Source organism: Alcaligenes faecalis, from assembly GCF_041521385.1.
Taxonomy (GTDB): Bacteria; Pseudomonadota; Gammaproteobacteria; order Burkholderiales; family Burkholderiaceae_B; genus Alcaligenes; species Alcaligenes faecalis_E.
The window spans coordinates 2,581,469-2,598,755 of the sequence record NZ_CP168006.1 but is presented as its reverse complement, the minus strand read 5'-3'; the positions used below and the strand labels follow the sequence as shown (position 1 = coordinate 2,598,755).

Genomic DNA, 17,287 nt, shown 5'->3' with positions numbered 1-17,287 from the left:
CCAGACTCCTGAGCCCGTCTGTAGCCCGTACCTCACCGCCTATAAGCCCAACTGCAGCTACCTCTTCCGCTCAGCCGGAGCCTCTTCATGTTCAACCCCAAACAAATGCTCCAGCCCCAGCGCCAACGCATCCCTCCACGCCACGAAATCATGCGCCGTCGCACTTTCCACGTAACGCACGTCATACCCCCGGGCCCGCAGCACATCATCCAAATGGCGATTAGCCTGCACCAGGCTGACATCCCGGCTGGAGCCTGAGGACTCAAACACCCCGGCGCTCATATAAATCTTCACCGGCACAGCAGGCGAATCCGCCATCTGCCGCGTCAGCCACTGCCCACGCGCCTGGCCAGCGGGAGCCCACCAAAACGAGCCGGACATACTCAAAACATTGCCAAACCACTGCGGCAAACGCCAAGCCGCATGCATGGCCGCCAAACCCCCATAGCTGGAACCGCCAATCGCCGTCTTGTCCGCTGCCGACTGCACCCCTTGGGCCTGCAACCAAGGCATCAGCTCCGTGTCCAGAAACTGGATATAAGCCTCATTCGGCGGCAACTCCCGTGCCCGCTCCGCCATGCCCGGGTTGTCCACCAGGACTAACCACATAGGCTCCACGCGCCCCTGCGCAATCAAGGAATCCAGCATGGCGGGCGCGCGCGCCAAATCCCGATAGTCACGGCCATCAAACAAAATCAAGGTGTGATCAATGTCCTGGGCTCGAGTGCCAGCAGGCTGATAAATCTGCACCTGCCGCTCCACACCCAAAGCCTCGCTGGGCAGGCGTTCCGTACGCCATTGCCCCTGTCCCAACTGTTGCGACTCCAGACTCACCACCTGGGCCGGTGCCTGCGTCAAACGCAAGACCGACTCGCCATCGAACAGATCCTTGCTGTTCTCCGGCAGCGCCCTGGAATTAAGCGGGTCCCGCTGCAAGGCCGCACGCAACACTTCACGTGCCAGATTCTGGCCTACATAAGGCACATCCGGTGCCATGCGATAGGCAAAGCGGGCATCACGCGGCAAATCGTAGGTGATATACCAGATATCAGACTCACCCAAGCGATGCATACGATCGCTATACGAGAAGGGCCCACCATGCAGACGAACCTCGTTTCGGGCACCGCGCCAGACAAACGTGACGCGATCATGCGTATTGCTGTAGCGTTCCACCAAAGGTGAACCTACACGTTGCACATAGTCCCAGAAACCGCGAGACGACTCACCCGCCCGCAAACGCATGCTCCACTGGCGGATCACATCACCTTGCAAAGGCTCGGCCTGAACGGGCGTTTGCGGCGCTGTGACGGATTTCACCTGCCACTGATACTCACCCTGCCCCAGCACACGCAAACGATACTCGCCTGCTGTACTGGCAATAAAACCAAAAGAACCATCCCGTCCCGGCTCATCCGCCCAGTGACGAATCGCCTGGCCATCCGGGCCGAACAATTCCAGCGCCACATCACCACTGTGCTGCCAACTGCCTTGCACCAGATCATTGTGCTGCAAACTCAGTATGCGTTCATGATGTTCGTGCGCCTGAACCTCACCCTGCGCTGAGGGCAGCGTAGCCGCCCAAGCCGACCCAAACATTCCCACCATCAATACAGCAACAACAGGTGCGCGCAACATACATCCTCCTAAACGCCGGTTTGCCGCAGGACAATCCCAGTACCAAGAAGCAGTATACGATCAAAAATAATCAGCGCCCCCTTGGCTAATGCGAGATATCGCCATTTATCACTCCAGGCGGAAAGCCTGAATCAAACGATCCAGCTCTTGCACCTGGTCCTGCAACTCGCTGGAGGTGTGTGCCACCTGATTCACCATCTCCGCGTTTTGTTGGGTGGCTGAATCCAACTGCCCAACGGCCACATTAATTTGCTCGATACCAATCGTTTGCTCACGGGTAGAAGCGGCAATCTCATGCACAATCGTCATCACTTGCGAACTGCCAGTGACCATCTCGTCGATCACCTCGCCCACCTGTCCCATCAACTTCGCCCCTTCCCGAGTACTGTCGGAAGACGCCTCCACCAATTGAGCAATCTCCTGAGCAGAGGCCGTGGTGCGCTGCGCCAAGGCACGCACTTCACCGGCTACCACTGCAAAGCCTCGACCTTGCTCACCGGCCCGTGCTGCTTCCACAGCCGCATTCAAGGCCAGAATATTGGTCTGGAAAGCAATCGAGTTAATCACCGTCGTAATGTCTGCCACCTTGCTGCTGGAGTCACGAATCGCATCCATGCGATCCACCAGCTCACTGACCATCTGACCACCATGCTGAGCGGTTTTCTGCACTTGGCTGGAGACCTCCTCGGCTCGCATGGCATTTTCTTCGCTCATGCGCACTGTGCCCGTCATCTCTTCCATGGCCGACGCTGTTTCCTGCAAGGCCGCAGCCTGTTGAGTGGTGCGACTGGACAGCTCCAGATTGCCCACGGACAGTTGCGAGGTATCGTCTGCAATCACTGCGCTGCTGTGCTGCAAGGTGTGCATAACGTCATTCAACTTCAAACGCATCTGCTCGAGGGACGCCATCACGCTATTGTCTGGAATCGAACGCAGAGAATGAGCAACCCGCAAGTCACCATCAGCAATGGCTTGGGCAGCGCCATGCAAAACGGTGGGTTCAGCACCCAGCTCAGCAAGAATCTGCCGCGCAAGAAACACGGTAACTGCCGACACCAACACAATAATCAACAAAAACACCACCGAGGAGCTCAGCAGGTTGCTCTGAAAACTGGCCTTGATATTGTCGATATACACACCCGAGGTCAGCACCCAGTCCCACTGGGCCACCCCTTTACCATAGGCCAGTTTGGGAGCATTACTCTTGTCGGTAAGTTTGGGCCAGTGGTACTCCAGAAACCCTTCGCCATCATCACGAGCAATACGGCTCATTTCGGCAAAAGGGTGTACGCCATTACTATCGACCACGGCGCTGACGTCCTGACCATCGAGATCCGGTCGGGTGGGGTTCATAATGGACACGACGTCAGTGGATAACACCGACACGTAACCTTCCTGTCCAAAGCGGATACTGCCGATGCGTTGCAGTGCCTGTTTTTGCGCCTCGTCCTTGCTAAGGACGCCTTTGCTGACCAGTTGCTGGTAGTCCTGCGTAATGTTTACGGCAATATTGACGATATGCTGCAAACTACTTTTTCGCTCTTGCATCTGTGCCTGATAGAGCTGATAGTTCACAAACGCAAAAACCGCCGCCAAAGCCGTCAAGCCCAAGATCAATGGTAACCACAATTTCTGTTTCAAACCCAAACGCATCATATTCCCCGAGCAACGCTGAAAAGACAGGTCCCAGGTATGCAAAAGCCGACCGTGTCAAAGCGGTCGGCCTGCCAGGGGGCCCCATCGAACAAGCTGGGTAACGGCCTCGGGCTTAAAATACTTAAGCAAAGTTACACATAGAGATAATTAATACTAAGGCAGCTTACAAAACACTCCCGCTCAAGCGTCGGGAGGCTTCGTGACCTTGGGCAAAAGAAGGCTCACTGCTGGCTAGCGTCAGCAAGAAACCGTCTTCGGACATTAGCTCCGAGGTCAAACGGCCCTGATAATGCCCCAACTCCAGCCCCAAAGCCAGATCACGCTGCTCCAGGTTATCTACACCTTTAATGACAACCTCAAAACCTTGCTCGCTCAGCAAATGGCATCCGGTCTCCAGCAAAGCCTTGAACGTGGGCTCACGGCATGCGCGCTGAATGACCTCCGCCTCCAGCTTAACGCCACGGATCGGCCAGCCGCGCAAACGGTTGAGCCTGTTGTTTTCAATATCAGTACTCGTCAGCCAGACCTGAAAGTCCTGCTCCTTCAGGAACTGCAGGGCCTGGAACAGTTCCGGCGTTTCTTCCAGCTCCTCGTCGCTGAACAAATCCAGCTCCACGCAGCAAGGCTGCAATTCAAACTGACGCAACATAGCAGGCATGTGCTTATAGATGGGAAGCAGCATATCGACAGGCAGTTTCAGGCCAATATGGCTGGCACGCAGCGAATACTCCTGCCACCAACGACGCACATCGGCCATCAAGGTGCGCAGCATCCATTCACACAAAGCCTGGCGGCGAATCAAGTCCGGCATATGACGCAGCACCAGATCCGAGGACAAACGCAGGCCGGTAGGCGCTGTCCAGAACACCTGAGCATCCACACCACTGTACTGACCCGTACTCGTGGACACACGCAACTGATAAGAAAAAGACAGTGCTTCGCTGGCCTGGAGATCGAGCACATCCAGCGTTTCCAAGGCACGCAGCAGCTCCATCTGCGTAGGCTGGGCCGCTTCTTGCTCGATTCGCGGGGCGTAAAACTCCATAATTTCGGTATCTTGCGGCTCTTGCTGGGCGGTTAATTTACCCGTAAAGGTATAGCCCCAGCCATGCACCGACTTGATCGGCAAGGCCACACCCGCCTGGCTGGCCTTGCGGCGCAAACGGCTGATCAAAGAATCCACGGCACGGCTGTCGCTGGCAGCCAATCCCTTGTCGCGCATCAGGTCTTCACGGCTGAAACGGGCATCGGCATGCCGTATAAATGCATCCATTAATTGACGCTCGCTATGCGTCAGCTCCAGGCCGACACCATTGGGAGCCACCAGCGTCCAGCCCTTGTCTCGCAAGACCCATTCCTGCTGCCCGCTATGATCCTGAGTCTCGTGCGCGGCCTGGGAGGCATCCACAGCCGCATAAACATTCCGGCGGCGCACAGCATGACACCAGGCCATCAGCTCGGGAGCTTGCACATCCAAAGCCAGACAGGCATCTGCCCCCGTCAGCAACAGTTGTACTCGCGCACTGGCAGACAAACCGGACTGAACGGCCACAACGCCCAAAGAGCCGAAGTCATTGCGCAATTTGGCCACCATTAACGGCACGTAGCCCGCCTCGACGGGGAACAGCAACAAATCAGCCTGACTCAGGCGTGCCTCGGCTACCTGCTCCAAGGATCTGACAACGCTTGTCTTGGTACCGAAAACCCGCAATTGCTCCTGCCAGTAATGCAAGCCCTCGCCTTCTTCCAAAACGATCAACACGCAGCGTGCATGTTCCATAAGCGCCTACTATTTAATTATTGTCAGTGCAGCGATGAACCAAGCGCAGGCCGACAATACTATTTTTTATCAATAGTTGGAATTATCACTTCTAGGGTACAGAGCACAAAGTAAAGAATGGTCAAATGTGGCTTTTGAAATTTTTTGTCTTCAAAACAATGCCCGTCTTACCCTCTGAAAGTGATCAGGATTATTTTCCAATACTGTTTTTTTAAAATACCCACAGAGCAAATAATTATAGTTTTCATAACACACGGGCATAAAAAACCCGCTCGAAAGCGGGTTGCTCTAGCTCAAGACCAGCCAGAATACTTACTGGGCAGCAGCGTCCAAGCGCGACTGCAACTGGGCAGCGGGTAACCAACCATCCACACGACTGCCATCGGCAAAATAAATCGCTGGTGTGGCTCGAATGCGCAGCTTCTGCCCAGCAGCCTGTATCTGATCCAAGGGATGCTCACACGAGGCTTTCTCGGGCCGGACCCCATCCCCCATCCACTCACTCAAGGTTTTAGCTGGGTTCTGTGCGCACCAGATATCCTCGGCTTTCCGGCGGCTATCGGGGCCCAGAATGGGGAACATCAGGCTATAAACCGTAACATTGTCGATCTCCTGCAACGTTGTATGCAGACGTTTGCAATAACCACAATTGGGATCTTCAAAAATCACCATGTGGCGACTACCATCGCCTTTCACCAACTTAATGGCCTTATCCAGTGGTAAGTCATTCAGTGAAACACGGCTGAGCTCCTGCATGCGCTGCTCGGTCAAATCAATTCGGTTTTTACTATCCAATAAAGACCCCTGCATTACGAAGTTGGCCTGTGGATCGGTATAAAGCAAGGTTCCGCCGACCTCCACTTCCAGCAGATTGGGAAACGGTGTGGCGCGAATGCCATCCACCGTCACACCCGGGAAAACGGCTTCAAACGCCTGGCGTGTGGCCTCGAACCGAGCGTCTATTTTGCTGGGGCTGGCCGCCTGGACCAGGCCGCACAGCGACCAAAGCGCCAGGGCCAAGACAGAACGAAGATGCAACATCATGATGTACTTCCTTTGCTAATCAACAAGACTCTAGCGGCCTTAGAACAAAAGTGCGCCTGGCTTGATTCCAGCCGCATGCGCAATCAGACGACGTTTAACCCAAGGCAGGCGGTCTACCACTTGCATGCCGGCATTGCGCAACATGGAGGCCGGTGCTCCCGGCGCTGCAAACAGACGGTACAAGCCATCCGTGGCAGCCCGCATGGCCGCAATCGGCTCAGCGCGAGCGCGCTTGTAGCGATTGAGCACACGCATATCCCCAACCGAATAATGCGGACCGCGCTCGGACAAAACCTTGATCAGGGCCTCGATATCGCCCAGGCCCAGATTCAAGCCCTGACCGGCCAAGGGATGCACGCGATGCGCCGCATCACCGACCAAGGCCACGCCGGGCGACACCAGGCCGCTACGCTCAAAAGTCAAAGGGAAACCATATACAGGACTGCGCAAACTGAGCTGCCCCAAACGGCCATTGGATAGGGAGAACACACTGTTTTGCAGATACTGCGCCTGCTCATCTGAAGGCATAGCCAGTACCTTGTCTGCCTGTGCTTGCGGCACGGACCAGACCATGGAAACTTGCGCTTTGCCATCCACATCCGGTATAGGCAACAGGGCCAGAATCGAATCGCCGGTAAACCACTGCAGGGCGACTTGCTGGTGCGATCGCTCTACGTTGAAGTGAGCCACCAAACCAGCGTCCCCATACTCACGCCCCTGATGCTCAATACCGGCAGCAGAGCGCAGGCCAGACCGAGCACCATCGGCACCCACAAACAAATCGGCACTGATACGCTTTTGCCCGGCGGTAACGATGGTATGGCCTTCCAGACGCTCAAAGCGGTCTTCAATCCAGGGCACACCAAACACTTGCAGCGCCTGATACAGTGCCTGCTCCATCTGGCCGGATTCAACGATCCAGGCCAAATAATCCTGCGCATCCTGCCAGGCATGCAAATTCAGGCAAGCACCGCCATCACCATGGACTTCCATGGCTTGCACCGGCGAAATACGCTGGGTCGACATCAAGTTCCAGGCACCCAACTGCGCCAGAAAGTTCTGGCTGGCAACTGAGACGGCATAGACACGGGGGTGATATTGTCCCGCCGCCAGCGCCATAGGCTTGTAAGCGGGCGACAAGATGCTGACATCAAACCCCGCCTTGCGTAAACCCAGGGCACTGGCCATCCCGGCCAAGGCCCCGCCACACACCACAATCCGTTCTTTGCTCATCGTGCGCTCGGTGCTCCTGCCTGACGTGGCCACAACAGCCACATTTGACCTTGCTGCTTCATGCGCCCGGCCTGCGCACCAGCCTGATCTCCCGTTCCCCAGTACAAGTCGGTACGTGCCGGTCCCTTGATGGCCGCCCCCGTGTCCTGGGCAAAGACCAGCCGCTGCAAAGGCTGCTTAGTGGCAGGCTGCGAAGTGGCCAGGTACACCGGTGTGCCCAACGGCACATAAGTAGGGTCAACGGCAACGGAGCGTAGACCAATCAAGGGAATGCCATAGGCGCCTTTAGGCCCCAGTTCCGGGTCCACAATAGCCTCTTCACGGAAGAACACCATGGCCGTATTGACATTCATCATTTCCTGAACGCGATGCGGGTTGCGCTTGGCCCAGGCTTTGATGTTTTGCATGGAGGTTTGCGCCAAAGGCATCTCACCTTGCTTGGCCAACCATTGGCCCACCGACGCATAGGGACGACCGTTATGATCGGCATAAGCCAGTCGCACGGCGCTGCCATCGGGCAAGACCGCACGACCCGAGCCTTGGATCTGCAAGAAAAAGCCCTCTACCGGATCTTCTGCATACACGATCACGGGCGGCTGCCGATCCTGCCTGGAGACAATCTGCTCGCGTGTGTCGTAAGGCACAATGCGTTTACCCACTTGCTTGCCGCGAATACGCTTGCCAGCCAGCTCGGGATACAAGCTACCCAGATCAATCGTCAACAAATCATCCGGTGCAGCGAAAAGCGGCCATTGATAGCTGGAGCTACGTGTACGCGAGGCCTTGAGCAACGGCTCGTAATAACCCGTGACCGTATTCTGAGCCACCTTGCCATCGCCAGTCAGCAAACGCCAGGGCTGTAGTTGCTGCTGCAGGAAATCACGCACAGCGGCTGTGTCTGTGGTGTCGGCATTCAGACCTGCCGACGCCGCTGCCTGACACACGGGTTGCCAGGCACGGGGATTGGCACGCGCAGGCATGGCCAGCGAGCCGCTGACCGGGCGCATCAAGCCTTTGCAATTATTGATAAAGCCTTTCCAGACGTGATCCAACGAATCTGCCTGCCAACCCGGCAAGGTGGACCAGTTCACCGCCTGGTAGCGCCCCGCCAGTGTTCGCGCCGGGGTGTCCGGCAGAGCCGACAAGGACGGCACCTGCAAAGGCTGCAAGGCGATATCAGAACCACTGTCTGCGGTGCCCGGAGCCGTTGACGAAGAGCCCTGATCCACAGGCGTGCTTGAACAGGCGCTTAATGCCAGCAGTACGGCTGGCACGCAATAAATTAACTTCATGGCTGGGTTTGGCCCTTAGTGCAAGGTACGGGGGGAGGAAAGGATGAACTCCTGAATGAGAACCTCAAAAGGCACACCATTTTCACCCACACATTGATAGCTGCCACGCATGGTGCCAAACGGTGTATTCAGGGGACAGCCACTGGTGTACTCAAAGGTCTCGCCTGGAGCCAGCACCGGCTGTTGGCCCACAACGCCCAGGCCACGCACTTCCTGAACCTGCTGATTGTCGTCTGTAATGATCCAGTGACGACTGATAATCTGGGCCGTCTGCTGTCCATTGTTGGTAATCCGTACGGTATAGGCAAAAACGTATTGATTGCTCTCGGGTTCGGATTGCTCAGGCAGGTACTGGGGCGTGATTTGCACCTCAATATCGTCAGGCTTCATGATGGATTCCAGGTTACGGCTGTACAAATACGGGGCGCTGCACAGCCCCCCGCTTGAAACTATAATGATGACATACGGCCACGATTTTCGTGATGTCTAATCTTTACGGCACCTATTATGTCCCAAGCCAGCACCACACGTATCGCTCCCAGTATTTTATCGGCTGACTTCGCCCGCCTGGGAGAAGAAGTCCGCAATGTCATTGCCGCCGGCGCCGACTGGGTTCATTGCGACATCATGGACAACCACTTTGTACCGAACCTGACTTTCGGTCCCATGGTCTGTGCCGCGCTGCGCCCCCACACCACCGCCCCCATCGACGTACACCTGATGGTGGAACCCGTAGACGCACTGATCCCCGAATTTGCCAAAGCCGGTGCCGATTACATCAGTTTTCACCCCGAAGCCTCGCGCCACGTGGATCGCACCCTATCGCTGATCCGTGACCACGGCTGTAAGGCCGGCCTGGTATTCAACCCGGCCACCCCGCTGAACTGGATGGATCACTTGATGGACAAGCTGGACCTGGTCTTGCTGATGTCCGTGAACCCCGGCTTTGGTGGCCAGGCCTTCATTCCCAGTGCCATGGACAAGCTGCGTCAGGCCCGCGCCCGCATTGATGCCTGGACCGCAGAAGGCGGCCAGCCCATTCTGCTGCAAATTGATGGTGGCGTGAAAGTGGACAATATCGGCGCCATTCGTGCTGCCGGTGCCGATACCTTTGTGGCCGGTTCGGCTATTTTTGGCCAGCCTGACTATGCTCAGGTCATTCGCGACATGCGTGCTCAAATCGCTTTGGCAGAACAAGCTTAAGTACGGTATCCGGCCCGCCAACAGGCAGGGCCGCGGCAAACCCTTGCTGCCTCATCTACTGCAACATCGTAGCGCGACTGTAACAGCCCTGCTGCAATGTATTGTCTGGTCGCCGACGCTCCACAAACAAGGCGTTGCCCTGCACGCGTTTGGCCTGCGCCTTGGCGGAGGTCGCCAGCTCTGCAATTAAAGAGCCCGAATACAAATCGGGCTCATCAACCGTCACAACACCTAAAGACAGGCTCACAAGCGGGTGAAACACCAGCACGCCCTGGCGGTTTTCAGCCAAGTAACCGCCTGCTTGCCGGTGCTCCATTCGATACAAGGACTCCAGTTCTTTCTCCAGCTCGTCCAAAATACCTTGGCAGCGCACAGCCCAGTCCGGGCTGGTAAACACCAGAATAAAGTCATCTCCCCCCACATGGCCGACAAAATCCATGCGAGCAACGGCATATCGAGTAAAGAGCTCTGCCATAGAACGCAGTAACTCATCTCCTTTGCGATAACCGTACAAGTCGTTATAGGGTTTGAAATGGTCCAGGTCTGCGTAACATACGGCAAAGCTCTGACGATTACGCAGCAGGCCCTCAATATGCTCATCAATAGGCACATTGCCCGGCAATTGCGTCAGTGGGTTGGCATAGCGGGCCGTCATGATCTGAATCTGCGTAATTTCACGCATCAGTTCCACACTGGAGCCCAAGCCCAAATACTCATCCGCCCCCGTAATGATGAACCCATCGCTCAATGCCTCGCCCTCACCCTGCGTCATCAAGGTGCCCAGCTCCAGCAAACTGGTATCACAGTCCACAATCAATGGCGGCGTTTCAATAAACAAGGAACATGGCTTGTTGCCATACAGCTCGCGGTGATAAGGACGTGCCAACTGATCGTAAAGCTGACTACGACGCAAGATCCCCGTCGGCCTGTCGCCCCGCAACAAAGCCACCGCGCTCACATCAGGACGGCTTTGAAAGAGCTCATACACGCGATTGGTCGGGGTGTGATCCGGGACAGCCGGCGCCGCACGCAGCAAACGCCGTACACTCATGGAGTCCCGCCCCTGCGCTTGGCGCTGTGTCCGCACAGTGGAAGGACCAAACAAAGCAGCCTGGGCTGGCTCCAACTGAGGGGGAGGATTAGGTTGAGGCCGACACAGCAAATAGCCCTGACCACAAGCCACACCCAAATACCGCAAGGTGCGCAATTCTGCCCCGGTTTCAATTCCCTCTGCAATTACAATAGAGTGCGCGTGGCTGGCAATATCGCAAATGGAACGCACCAATTGCTGCTTGAGCACATCAGTATCAATATCGCGCACAAAATATTTATCGATCTTGACGTATTCAGGTCGCAACTCGGACCACAAGCGCAGCGAGGCGTAACCTTCGCCCAAATCGTCAATCGCAAACTGCAAGCCTTCTTTTCGGTATAAATCAAGCGCCTGATTCAAATAGTCGTAGCTGTCGGTGCGCTCGGACTCGGTCAGCTCGACCACCACCCGGCTCCAATCGATACCATCGAGTTGTGGCATGCCCGTACGCGGTTCAATGCGGGCCGAAGGCAACAGCCCCATCACGACATCCGGGCTGGAGTTCAAAAACAATTTGCCAGCCAAACCCTGCTGATTAAAGCTACTGACCAAGGTATGACAGCACAGTGCTTCCAGATCCCATAAACGTCCGCACTGCCGGGCAGCGTCAAACAAGGCCAAAGGCGAATAAAAACTGCTGTCCTTCGGCCCTCGGATCAAGCCCTCATAGCCCAGAATCAAGCCAGACTGCAGATCGACAATAGGCTGGAACACGGACGTAACTTGTTTTTCTGCGAGAATCTGATGAAATGTCTCGAGCATCATTCTTCCGCTCCTAGGGCCTTTCTGAACAGACTATCGAAAGCCAATCTTGTACCAAAATATGGTTTGCTCACTAAATTGATAAGCCCGCGCGCAGTAAGGAGCTTTAACATGATGAATCAAACGAAATGAAAACTCGATTTTCCGAAAACTGTTTCTGTTCGACCTTAACAGGAATTCGACAATATTTTGTCACAAACTCGCTACAAAAAGATGAATATTTGCTCTGTACTGTTTGATTTGGATGGCACCCTCCTGGACACCATTCCTGATTTGGCCTCGGCATGTAATGCCATGCGTCTTGACCTGGGCCTGCCTGTGCTTCCAGAGGAGCGTATCGCCACTTTCGTGGGTAAAGGCTCAGAAAACCTGGTGCGACGCGCCTTGGCAGACCTGCCAAACCCTCCTGACAACCATACCCAGGCATTGGAATCATTTTATTACCATTACCAATTATGTAATGGCCAACACAGCCGCCTCTATCCCGGTGTACTAGACGGATTGAACGACTTTACAAGCCAAGGATTACGCCTGGCCGTCGTCACCAACAAACCTGAGCAATTTGCGCGCCCCTTGCTGGAACAAACAGGTTTAAGCCCCTATTTCGAGCTGGTAGTGGGCGGCGATACCTGCCCGCGCAAAAAGCCCGACCCCATGCCTTTTATCTACGCCTGCGAGCAAATGAAACTGGCTCCCGAACAGGCTTTGGTCATTGGGGATTCCATGAATGACGCCCAGGCAGCGCGCGCAGCTCACATCCCCGTACTGTTGGTGCCCTACGGCTATAACGAAGGCAAGGATGTGCAAAGCCTAGATTCCGATGGTATAGTTGCCTCTATTGCCGACGCCGCCATTTGGCTGCGCAACAAACGCAACCCTGTATTCACGTCATAAAATTCATGTCTACTCGCACTCACGCATCCACAATTTACGGCGCTTATTGGCGCTGGTGGCGTTCGTGTATCGGGTAGATATAACCTTGAAGTCTGGCGTCCCTGCAAAGTAGTACACAGCGGACCGCCTCCAGGAAAATAAGCCCGGTAATCACAACGACCGGGCTTTTTTTGTTTCTGTCCGGCTCGTCGTACCCACTGACCCTCGAGATCCCAATGACAGAAATAGAATTCAATGCCCTAGCAGCAGAAGGCTTTAACCGCATTCCCCTGATTGCGGAAACCTACGCCGACCTGGATACGCCCCTGTCGATTTATCTGAAACTGGCGCACAACGGCCCCGAAGGTGGGCGTTACAGCTGCCTGATGGAATCGGTTGTGGGCGGCGAACAGTTTGGTCGCTACTCCTTTATTGGCCTGCCTGCCCGTACCGTGATCCGCAGCTATGGCCGTCATACCCAAGTGCTGCACGATGGCAAGGTTGTCGAAACAGCCGAAGGCGATCCGCTGGAATTCATCGAACAATTCCAGGCCCGCTTCAAAGTGGCCCTGCGCCCTGGCATGCCCCGCTTTGCAGGTGGTCTGGCCGGTTACTTCGGCTACGACACCGTGCGCCACATCGAACCGTCCCTGGGCATGAACCGCAAACCCTTCCCTGCTGATCAGGAAGAAGGCGTACCGGACATCATGTTGCTGCAAGTGGACGAGCTGGTCATTGTGGATAATCTGGCTGGTCGCACCTACCTGCTGGTCTACGCCGATCCCGCCCAGCCCGAAGCCTACGTACTGGCCAAGCGCCGTCTGAAAGACCTGCGCGAAAAACTGCGCTCGCCCGTGGTGATCCCTTACGCCTATGCCAGCATGCAAACCGAATGCGAACGTGACTTCGACAAAGAGGATTACCTGAAGGCCGTGGCCCGCGCCAAGGACTACATTGCCGCCGGTGATCTGATGCAAGTGCAGATCGGCCAGGTCATCACCAAACCTTTCCGCGACTCGCCCCTGTCTCTGTACCGCGCCCTGCGTTCACTGAACCCATCGCCTTACATGTACTTCTGGAACTTCGACGACTTCCAGGTCGTGGGTGCATCACCCGAAATTCTGGTACGTCAGGAAGAGCACCGTCAGGATGGCCGCAACATGGAGCGCGTCACCATTCGTCCACTGGCCGGCACACGCAAACGCGGTGCCACGCCGGAAGCCGATGCCGCACTGGCCGCCGAGCTGAAGTCCGATCCAAAAGAACGCGCTGAACACCTGATGCTGATCGACCTGGCCCGCAACGATATTGGCCGTATCGCCAAAACCGGCTCGGTACAAGTAACAGACACCATGGCGATCGAACGCTACTCGCATGTTCAGCACCTGGTCTCTAACGTCTGCGGTGAACTGCAGGACGGCATGAGCCAGATGGATGTGCTGCGCGCCTCCTTCCCTGCGGGCACCCTGACCGGAGCCCCCAAGGTACGCGCCATGGAAGTCATTGATGAACTGGAGCCCGTGCGCCGTGGCGTTTACGGTGGTGCGGCTGGCTACCTGAGCTACTCAGGCGAGATGGATCTGGCTATTGCCATTCGCACCGGCGTCATCAAGGACGGCATGCTCTATGTGCAGGCCGCCGCCGGTGTCGTGGCTGACTCCGATCCCGAAAAAGAATGGCAAGAGACCGAAGCCAAGGCACGCGCCGTCATCCGCGCGGCCGAACAAGTGCAATTCGGTCTGGACGAGCCCATTTAATCGCCCCACTGCCATTCTTTTTCTGCTGGAGAATTCCCATGCTGTTCATGCTCGATAACTATGACTCGTTTACCTACAACCTGGTCCAGTACTTTGGAGAACTGGGCCAGGAAGTAGTGGTGCGACGCAACGATCAAGTCACCCTTGAAGAGATTGAAGCCCTGAATCCCAGCCATCTGTGCGTCTCGCCCGGCCCCAAGTCCCCTGCGGATGCGGGCCTGTCGGTTGCACTGATTCAGCACTTTGCCGGCAAGCGACCGATTCTGGGCGTCTGCCTGGGTCATCAAGCGATCGGGCATGCTTTTGGTGCGCGCATTATTCGTGCGCAGCAAATCATGCATGGGAAAGTCTCCCCGATTACCCACCAGGGCACGGACGTATTTGGCAACTTGCCCTCGCCCTTTAAGGTCACCCGCTATCACTCCCTGGCCATCGAGCGCGACAGCCTGCCCGACTGCCTGGAAGTGACTGCACAAACCGAAGACGGCGAAATCATGGGTATCCGTCACCGCGAATTGCCTATTTATGGCGTGCAGTTTCACCCCGAGTCGGTGCTAAGCGAGCATGGCCACGCCTTACTGAAGAACTTTCTGGACCTTTAAATCATGAACACCATCACTCCTACCGAAGCACTGGTGCGCTGTATCGAACACCGGGAAATCTTCCACGACGAAATGCTGCATTTGATGCGCATGCTGATGCGCGGCGAGATGTCGCCCCAGATCGCGGCCGCCTTGCTGATGGGCCTGCGTGTGAAAAAAGAAAGCGTGGGTGAAATTTCTGCCGCCGCCCAGGTAATGCGCGAATTTGCCACCCCCGTCATTACGCCTAACCCAGACGAACTGCTGGATATGTGCGGTACCGGTGGCGACGGCTCCAATACCTTCAACATCTCCACGGCGTCCATGTTTGTGGCCGCCTCCGTAGGGGTGAAAGTAGCCAAGCACGGCAACCGCAGTGCGTCTTCCTCGTCCGGTAGTGCAGACGTGCTGGAAGCCCTGGGCGTGAACCTGACCTTCTCGCCCGAACAAGTGGCACAAAGCATTGCTGAAACCAATATCGGCTTCATGTTCGCCCCCGCTCACCACGGTGCGATGAAAAATGTGGCCGCTGTCCGCAAAGAGCTGGGCGTGCGCACTATTTTCAATATTCTGGGTCCCCTGACCAACCCGGCCGGAGCAACCAACCAGTTGATGGGCGTTTTCCACCCCGACCTGGTGGGGATTCAGGTCCGTGTGATGCAACGCCTGGGGGCCAAGCACGTGCTGATCGTACACGGCAAGGACGGCATGGATGAAGCCTCTCTGGGGGCTGCTACCCTGGTGGGCGAACTGAAAGACGGCCAGGTGCGGGAATACGAAATTCACCCCGAAGACTTTGGTATGGCGATGACCTCCAACCGCAGCATTCGCGTCTCCAGCAAAGAGGAGTCCGCCGTCATGATTATGGAAGCCCTCAATAACCAAGAGGGTACGGCTCGTGATATCGTGGGCCTCAATGCTGGTTTGGCCATCTATGCCGCCAACCACGCCGACTCCATTGAACAAGGCCTGCGCATGGCTTTTGAGGCCATTGCCAACGGTGCCGCACGCGAAAAACTCGAACAATTCCGTGCCTATACAAGGAAGTTAACTCCATGAACGACATTCTGGCCAAGATCCTCGACACCAAAAGAGCTGAAGTCGTCACCGCCCGCCAACTGCGCAGCGAGTCCGATCTGCTGCGCGAAGCGAAGAACCGGAACGACCTGCGCGGCTTTGCCAGCGCCATTGAAGACAAAATTGCTCAAGGCAAGCCTGCCATTATTGCGGAAGTCAAAAAGGCCTCCCCCTCCAAGGGTGTGATCCGCGCCGACTTCAACCCCACGGAAATTGCTTCCAGCTACGCCGCCCACGGTGCGGCCTGCCTGTCAGTCCTGACCGATATCCAGTATTTCCAGGGTTCCTACGACCACCTGCGTCAGGCCCGTGCCGTATGCGCACTGCCCGTACTGCGCAAAGATTTCATTATTGACCCCTACCAGATCATCCATGCCCGTGCTATGGGTGCCGACTGCATCTTGCTGATCGTCGCCGCGCTGGAGCAGGATCAACTGATGGAATACGAAGAAATGGCCCACGAACTGGGCATGGACGTGCTGGTTGAAGTGCATGACCGCGCCGAGCTGGATATTGCCTTGCAAATGAAGACCAGCCTGCTGGGCATCAATAACCGCAATCTGCGCACCTTTGAAACCAGCACCCAGAACACCCTGGACCTGCTGCCCTTTATCCCCAGCGAAAAACGCGTTGTCACTGAAAGCGGGATCCACACCATTGAAGATGTCGCTCTGATGCGCGAGAACCAGGTACAAGCCTTCCTGGTGGGTGAGGCTTTCATGCGGGAGCCTGATCCGGGCGTGGCCTTGCAAAACCTGTTCTTCGGTCAGCCTGCATGAGCAGCACCGCTTGCCCCCTGTGCGCCTTGAAGCCCGATCAATTGTTATGGTCGGGCGCAGGGCTGCAGGTACTGGCTGTCACAGACAGCCCATTTCCTGGCTATACGCGAGTGATCTGGCAAGAGCACGTGGCTGAAATGACAGATCTGACTGAAGAACAACGGCAATACATCATGGCGGCGGTCTACGTGGTCGAACAGACTCAACGTGAAAAACTGGGAGTCGCCAAAATCAATCTGGCCCAATTCGGGAATCAGGTGCCGCATCTGCATTGGCACATCATCCCTCGCTGGAAGGACGACCCGTTCTTTCCGGATTCTGCCTGGTCGCCCGCCCCCGCACGCACAGAAGAACAAAAGCAAGGCTGGGCTTCCCACGAAGAACGCCTGCTTGAGCAAATCAGCCAGTATCAGCAGGCACTGTGTACTGCGCTAAAAGCACGATTCAAGCACTAAACCCGCGATTCAAGTCCTGCTATTCAAGAAATACCCGCTGGCCTATAAGAAGTCAGCGGGTGTTTTT

15 protein-coding genes are annotated in these 17,287 nt (G+C 56.1%); 7 read left to right on the top strand and 8 right to left on the bottom strand.

Going from position 1 to position 17,287, the window contains the following annotated elements; translation table 11 throughout:
• Positions 1 to 57: 57 nt before the first annotated feature.
• From ACDI13_RS11610 to apaG, 7 genes are all read right to left on the bottom strand, one after another.
• Positions 58 to 1,635 carry an alpha/beta hydrolase-fold protein gene (locus tag ACDI13_RS11610; RefSeq protein ID WP_316989300.1) on the bottom strand — a complete coding sequence of 526 codons (1,578 nt, stop codon included), beginning with the start codon at positions 1,633 to 1,635 and terminating at the stop codon, positions 58 to 60.
• Between the two features lie 108 nt (positions 1,636 to 1,743).
• On the bottom strand, positions 1,744 to 3,291 hold the full coding sequence (locus tag ACDI13_RS11605; RefSeq protein ID WP_372372447.1) for a methyl-accepting chemotaxis protein: 1,548 nt from the start codon (positions 3,289 to 3,291) through the stop codon (positions 1,744 to 1,746).
• 163 nt (positions 3,292 to 3,454) lie between these two features.
• The gene (locus ACDI13_RS11600; RefSeq protein WP_316989302.1) at positions 3,455 to 5,071 is read right to left on the bottom strand and encodes an EAL domain-containing protein; all 1,617 of its coding nucleotides are present in this window, start codon (positions 5,069 to 5,071) and stop codon (positions 3,455 to 3,457) included.
• 312 nt (positions 5,072 to 5,383) lie between these two features.
• Complete coding sequence (locus ACDI13_RS11595; RefSeq protein WP_316989303.1) at positions 5,384 to 6,115, bottom strand: DsbC family protein; 732 nt, start codon at positions 6,113 to 6,115, stop codon at positions 5,384 to 5,386.
• Positions 6,116 to 6,154: 39 nt separating this feature from the next.
• A complete protein-coding gene (locus tag ACDI13_RS11590) occupies positions 6,155 to 7,348 on the bottom strand; it encodes an FAD-dependent monooxygenase (protein ID WP_316989304.1) in 1,194 nt (397 codons plus the stop codon).
• Positions 7,345 to 8,640, bottom strand: coding sequence for a murein transglycosylase A (locus tag ACDI13_RS11585; RefSeq protein WP_316989305.1), 1,296 nt, complete (start codon positions 8,638 to 8,640; stop codon positions 7,345 to 7,347). Before ACDI13_RS11585 ends, ACDI13_RS11590 begins: the two co-directional genes overlap by 4 nt.
• A gap of 15 nt (positions 8,641 to 8,655) precedes the next feature.
• The gene (gene apaG / locus ACDI13_RS11580) at positions 8,656 to 9,030 is read right to left on the bottom strand and encodes a Co2+/Mg2+ efflux protein ApaG (RefSeq protein ID WP_094195355.1); all 375 of its coding nucleotides are present in this window, start codon (positions 9,028 to 9,030) and stop codon (positions 8,656 to 8,658) included.
• 117 nt (positions 9,031 to 9,147) lie between these two features.
• Here apaG and rpe point away from each other — a divergent pair, with 117 nt between their 5' ends.
• Entirely contained in the window at positions 9,148 to 9,843 is a 696-nt protein-coding gene (gene rpe / locus ACDI13_RS11575) for a ribulose-phosphate 3-epimerase (protein WP_094195354.1), read from the top strand.
• Positions 9,844 to 9,898: 55 nt separating this feature from the next.
• Here the strand turns inward: rpe and ACDI13_RS11570 are convergent, their stop codons facing one another.
• Positions 9,899 to 11,701 carry a GGDEF domain-containing protein gene (locus ACDI13_RS11570; protein ID WP_316989306.1) on the bottom strand — a complete coding sequence of 601 codons (1,803 nt, stop codon included), beginning with the start codon at positions 11,699 to 11,701 and terminating at the stop codon, positions 9,899 to 9,901.
• Positions 11,702 to 11,911: 210 nt separating this feature from the next.
• Here ACDI13_RS11570 and ACDI13_RS11565 point away from each other — a divergent pair, with 210 nt between their 5' ends.
• The 6 genes from ACDI13_RS11565 (at position 11,912) to ACDI13_RS11540 (ending at position 17,220) form a co-directional block, all read left to right on the top strand.
• A complete protein-coding gene (locus ACDI13_RS11565; RefSeq protein WP_316989307.1) occupies positions 11,912 to 12,592 on the top strand; it encodes a phosphoglycolate phosphatase in 681 nt (226 codons plus the stop codon).
• Between the two features lie 215 nt (positions 12,593 to 12,807).
• The gene (gene trpE / locus ACDI13_RS11560) at positions 12,808 to 14,328 is read left to right on the top strand and encodes an anthranilate synthase component I (protein ID WP_316989308.1); all 1,521 of its coding nucleotides are present in this window, start codon (positions 12,808 to 12,810) and stop codon (positions 14,326 to 14,328) included.
• A gap of 38 nt (positions 14,329 to 14,366) precedes the next feature.
• On the top strand, positions 14,367 to 14,930 hold the full coding sequence (locus tag ACDI13_RS11555) for an aminodeoxychorismate/anthranilate synthase component II (protein ID WP_316989309.1): 564 nt from the start codon (positions 14,367 to 14,369) through the stop codon (positions 14,928 to 14,930).
• 3 nt (positions 14,931 to 14,933) lie between these two features.
• Positions 14,934 to 15,968, top strand: a complete 1,035-nt coding sequence (trpD, locus tag ACDI13_RS11550; protein WP_316989310.1) for an anthranilate phosphoribosyltransferase — start codon at positions 14,934 to 14,936, stop codon at positions 15,966 to 15,968.
• Positions 15,965 to 16,765, top strand: a complete 801-nt coding sequence (gene trpC, locus ACDI13_RS11545) for an indole-3-glycerol phosphate synthase TrpC (protein WP_042488673.1) — start codon at positions 15,965 to 15,967, stop codon at positions 16,763 to 16,765. The genes trpD and trpC overlap by 4 nt, the downstream gene beginning before the upstream one ends.
• A complete protein-coding gene (locus ACDI13_RS11540) occupies positions 16,762 to 17,220 on the top strand; it encodes an HIT family protein (protein WP_316989311.1) in 459 nt (152 codons plus the stop codon). Before trpC ends, ACDI13_RS11540 begins: the two co-directional genes overlap by 4 nt.
• Positions 17,221 to 17,287 lie beyond the last annotated feature (67 nt).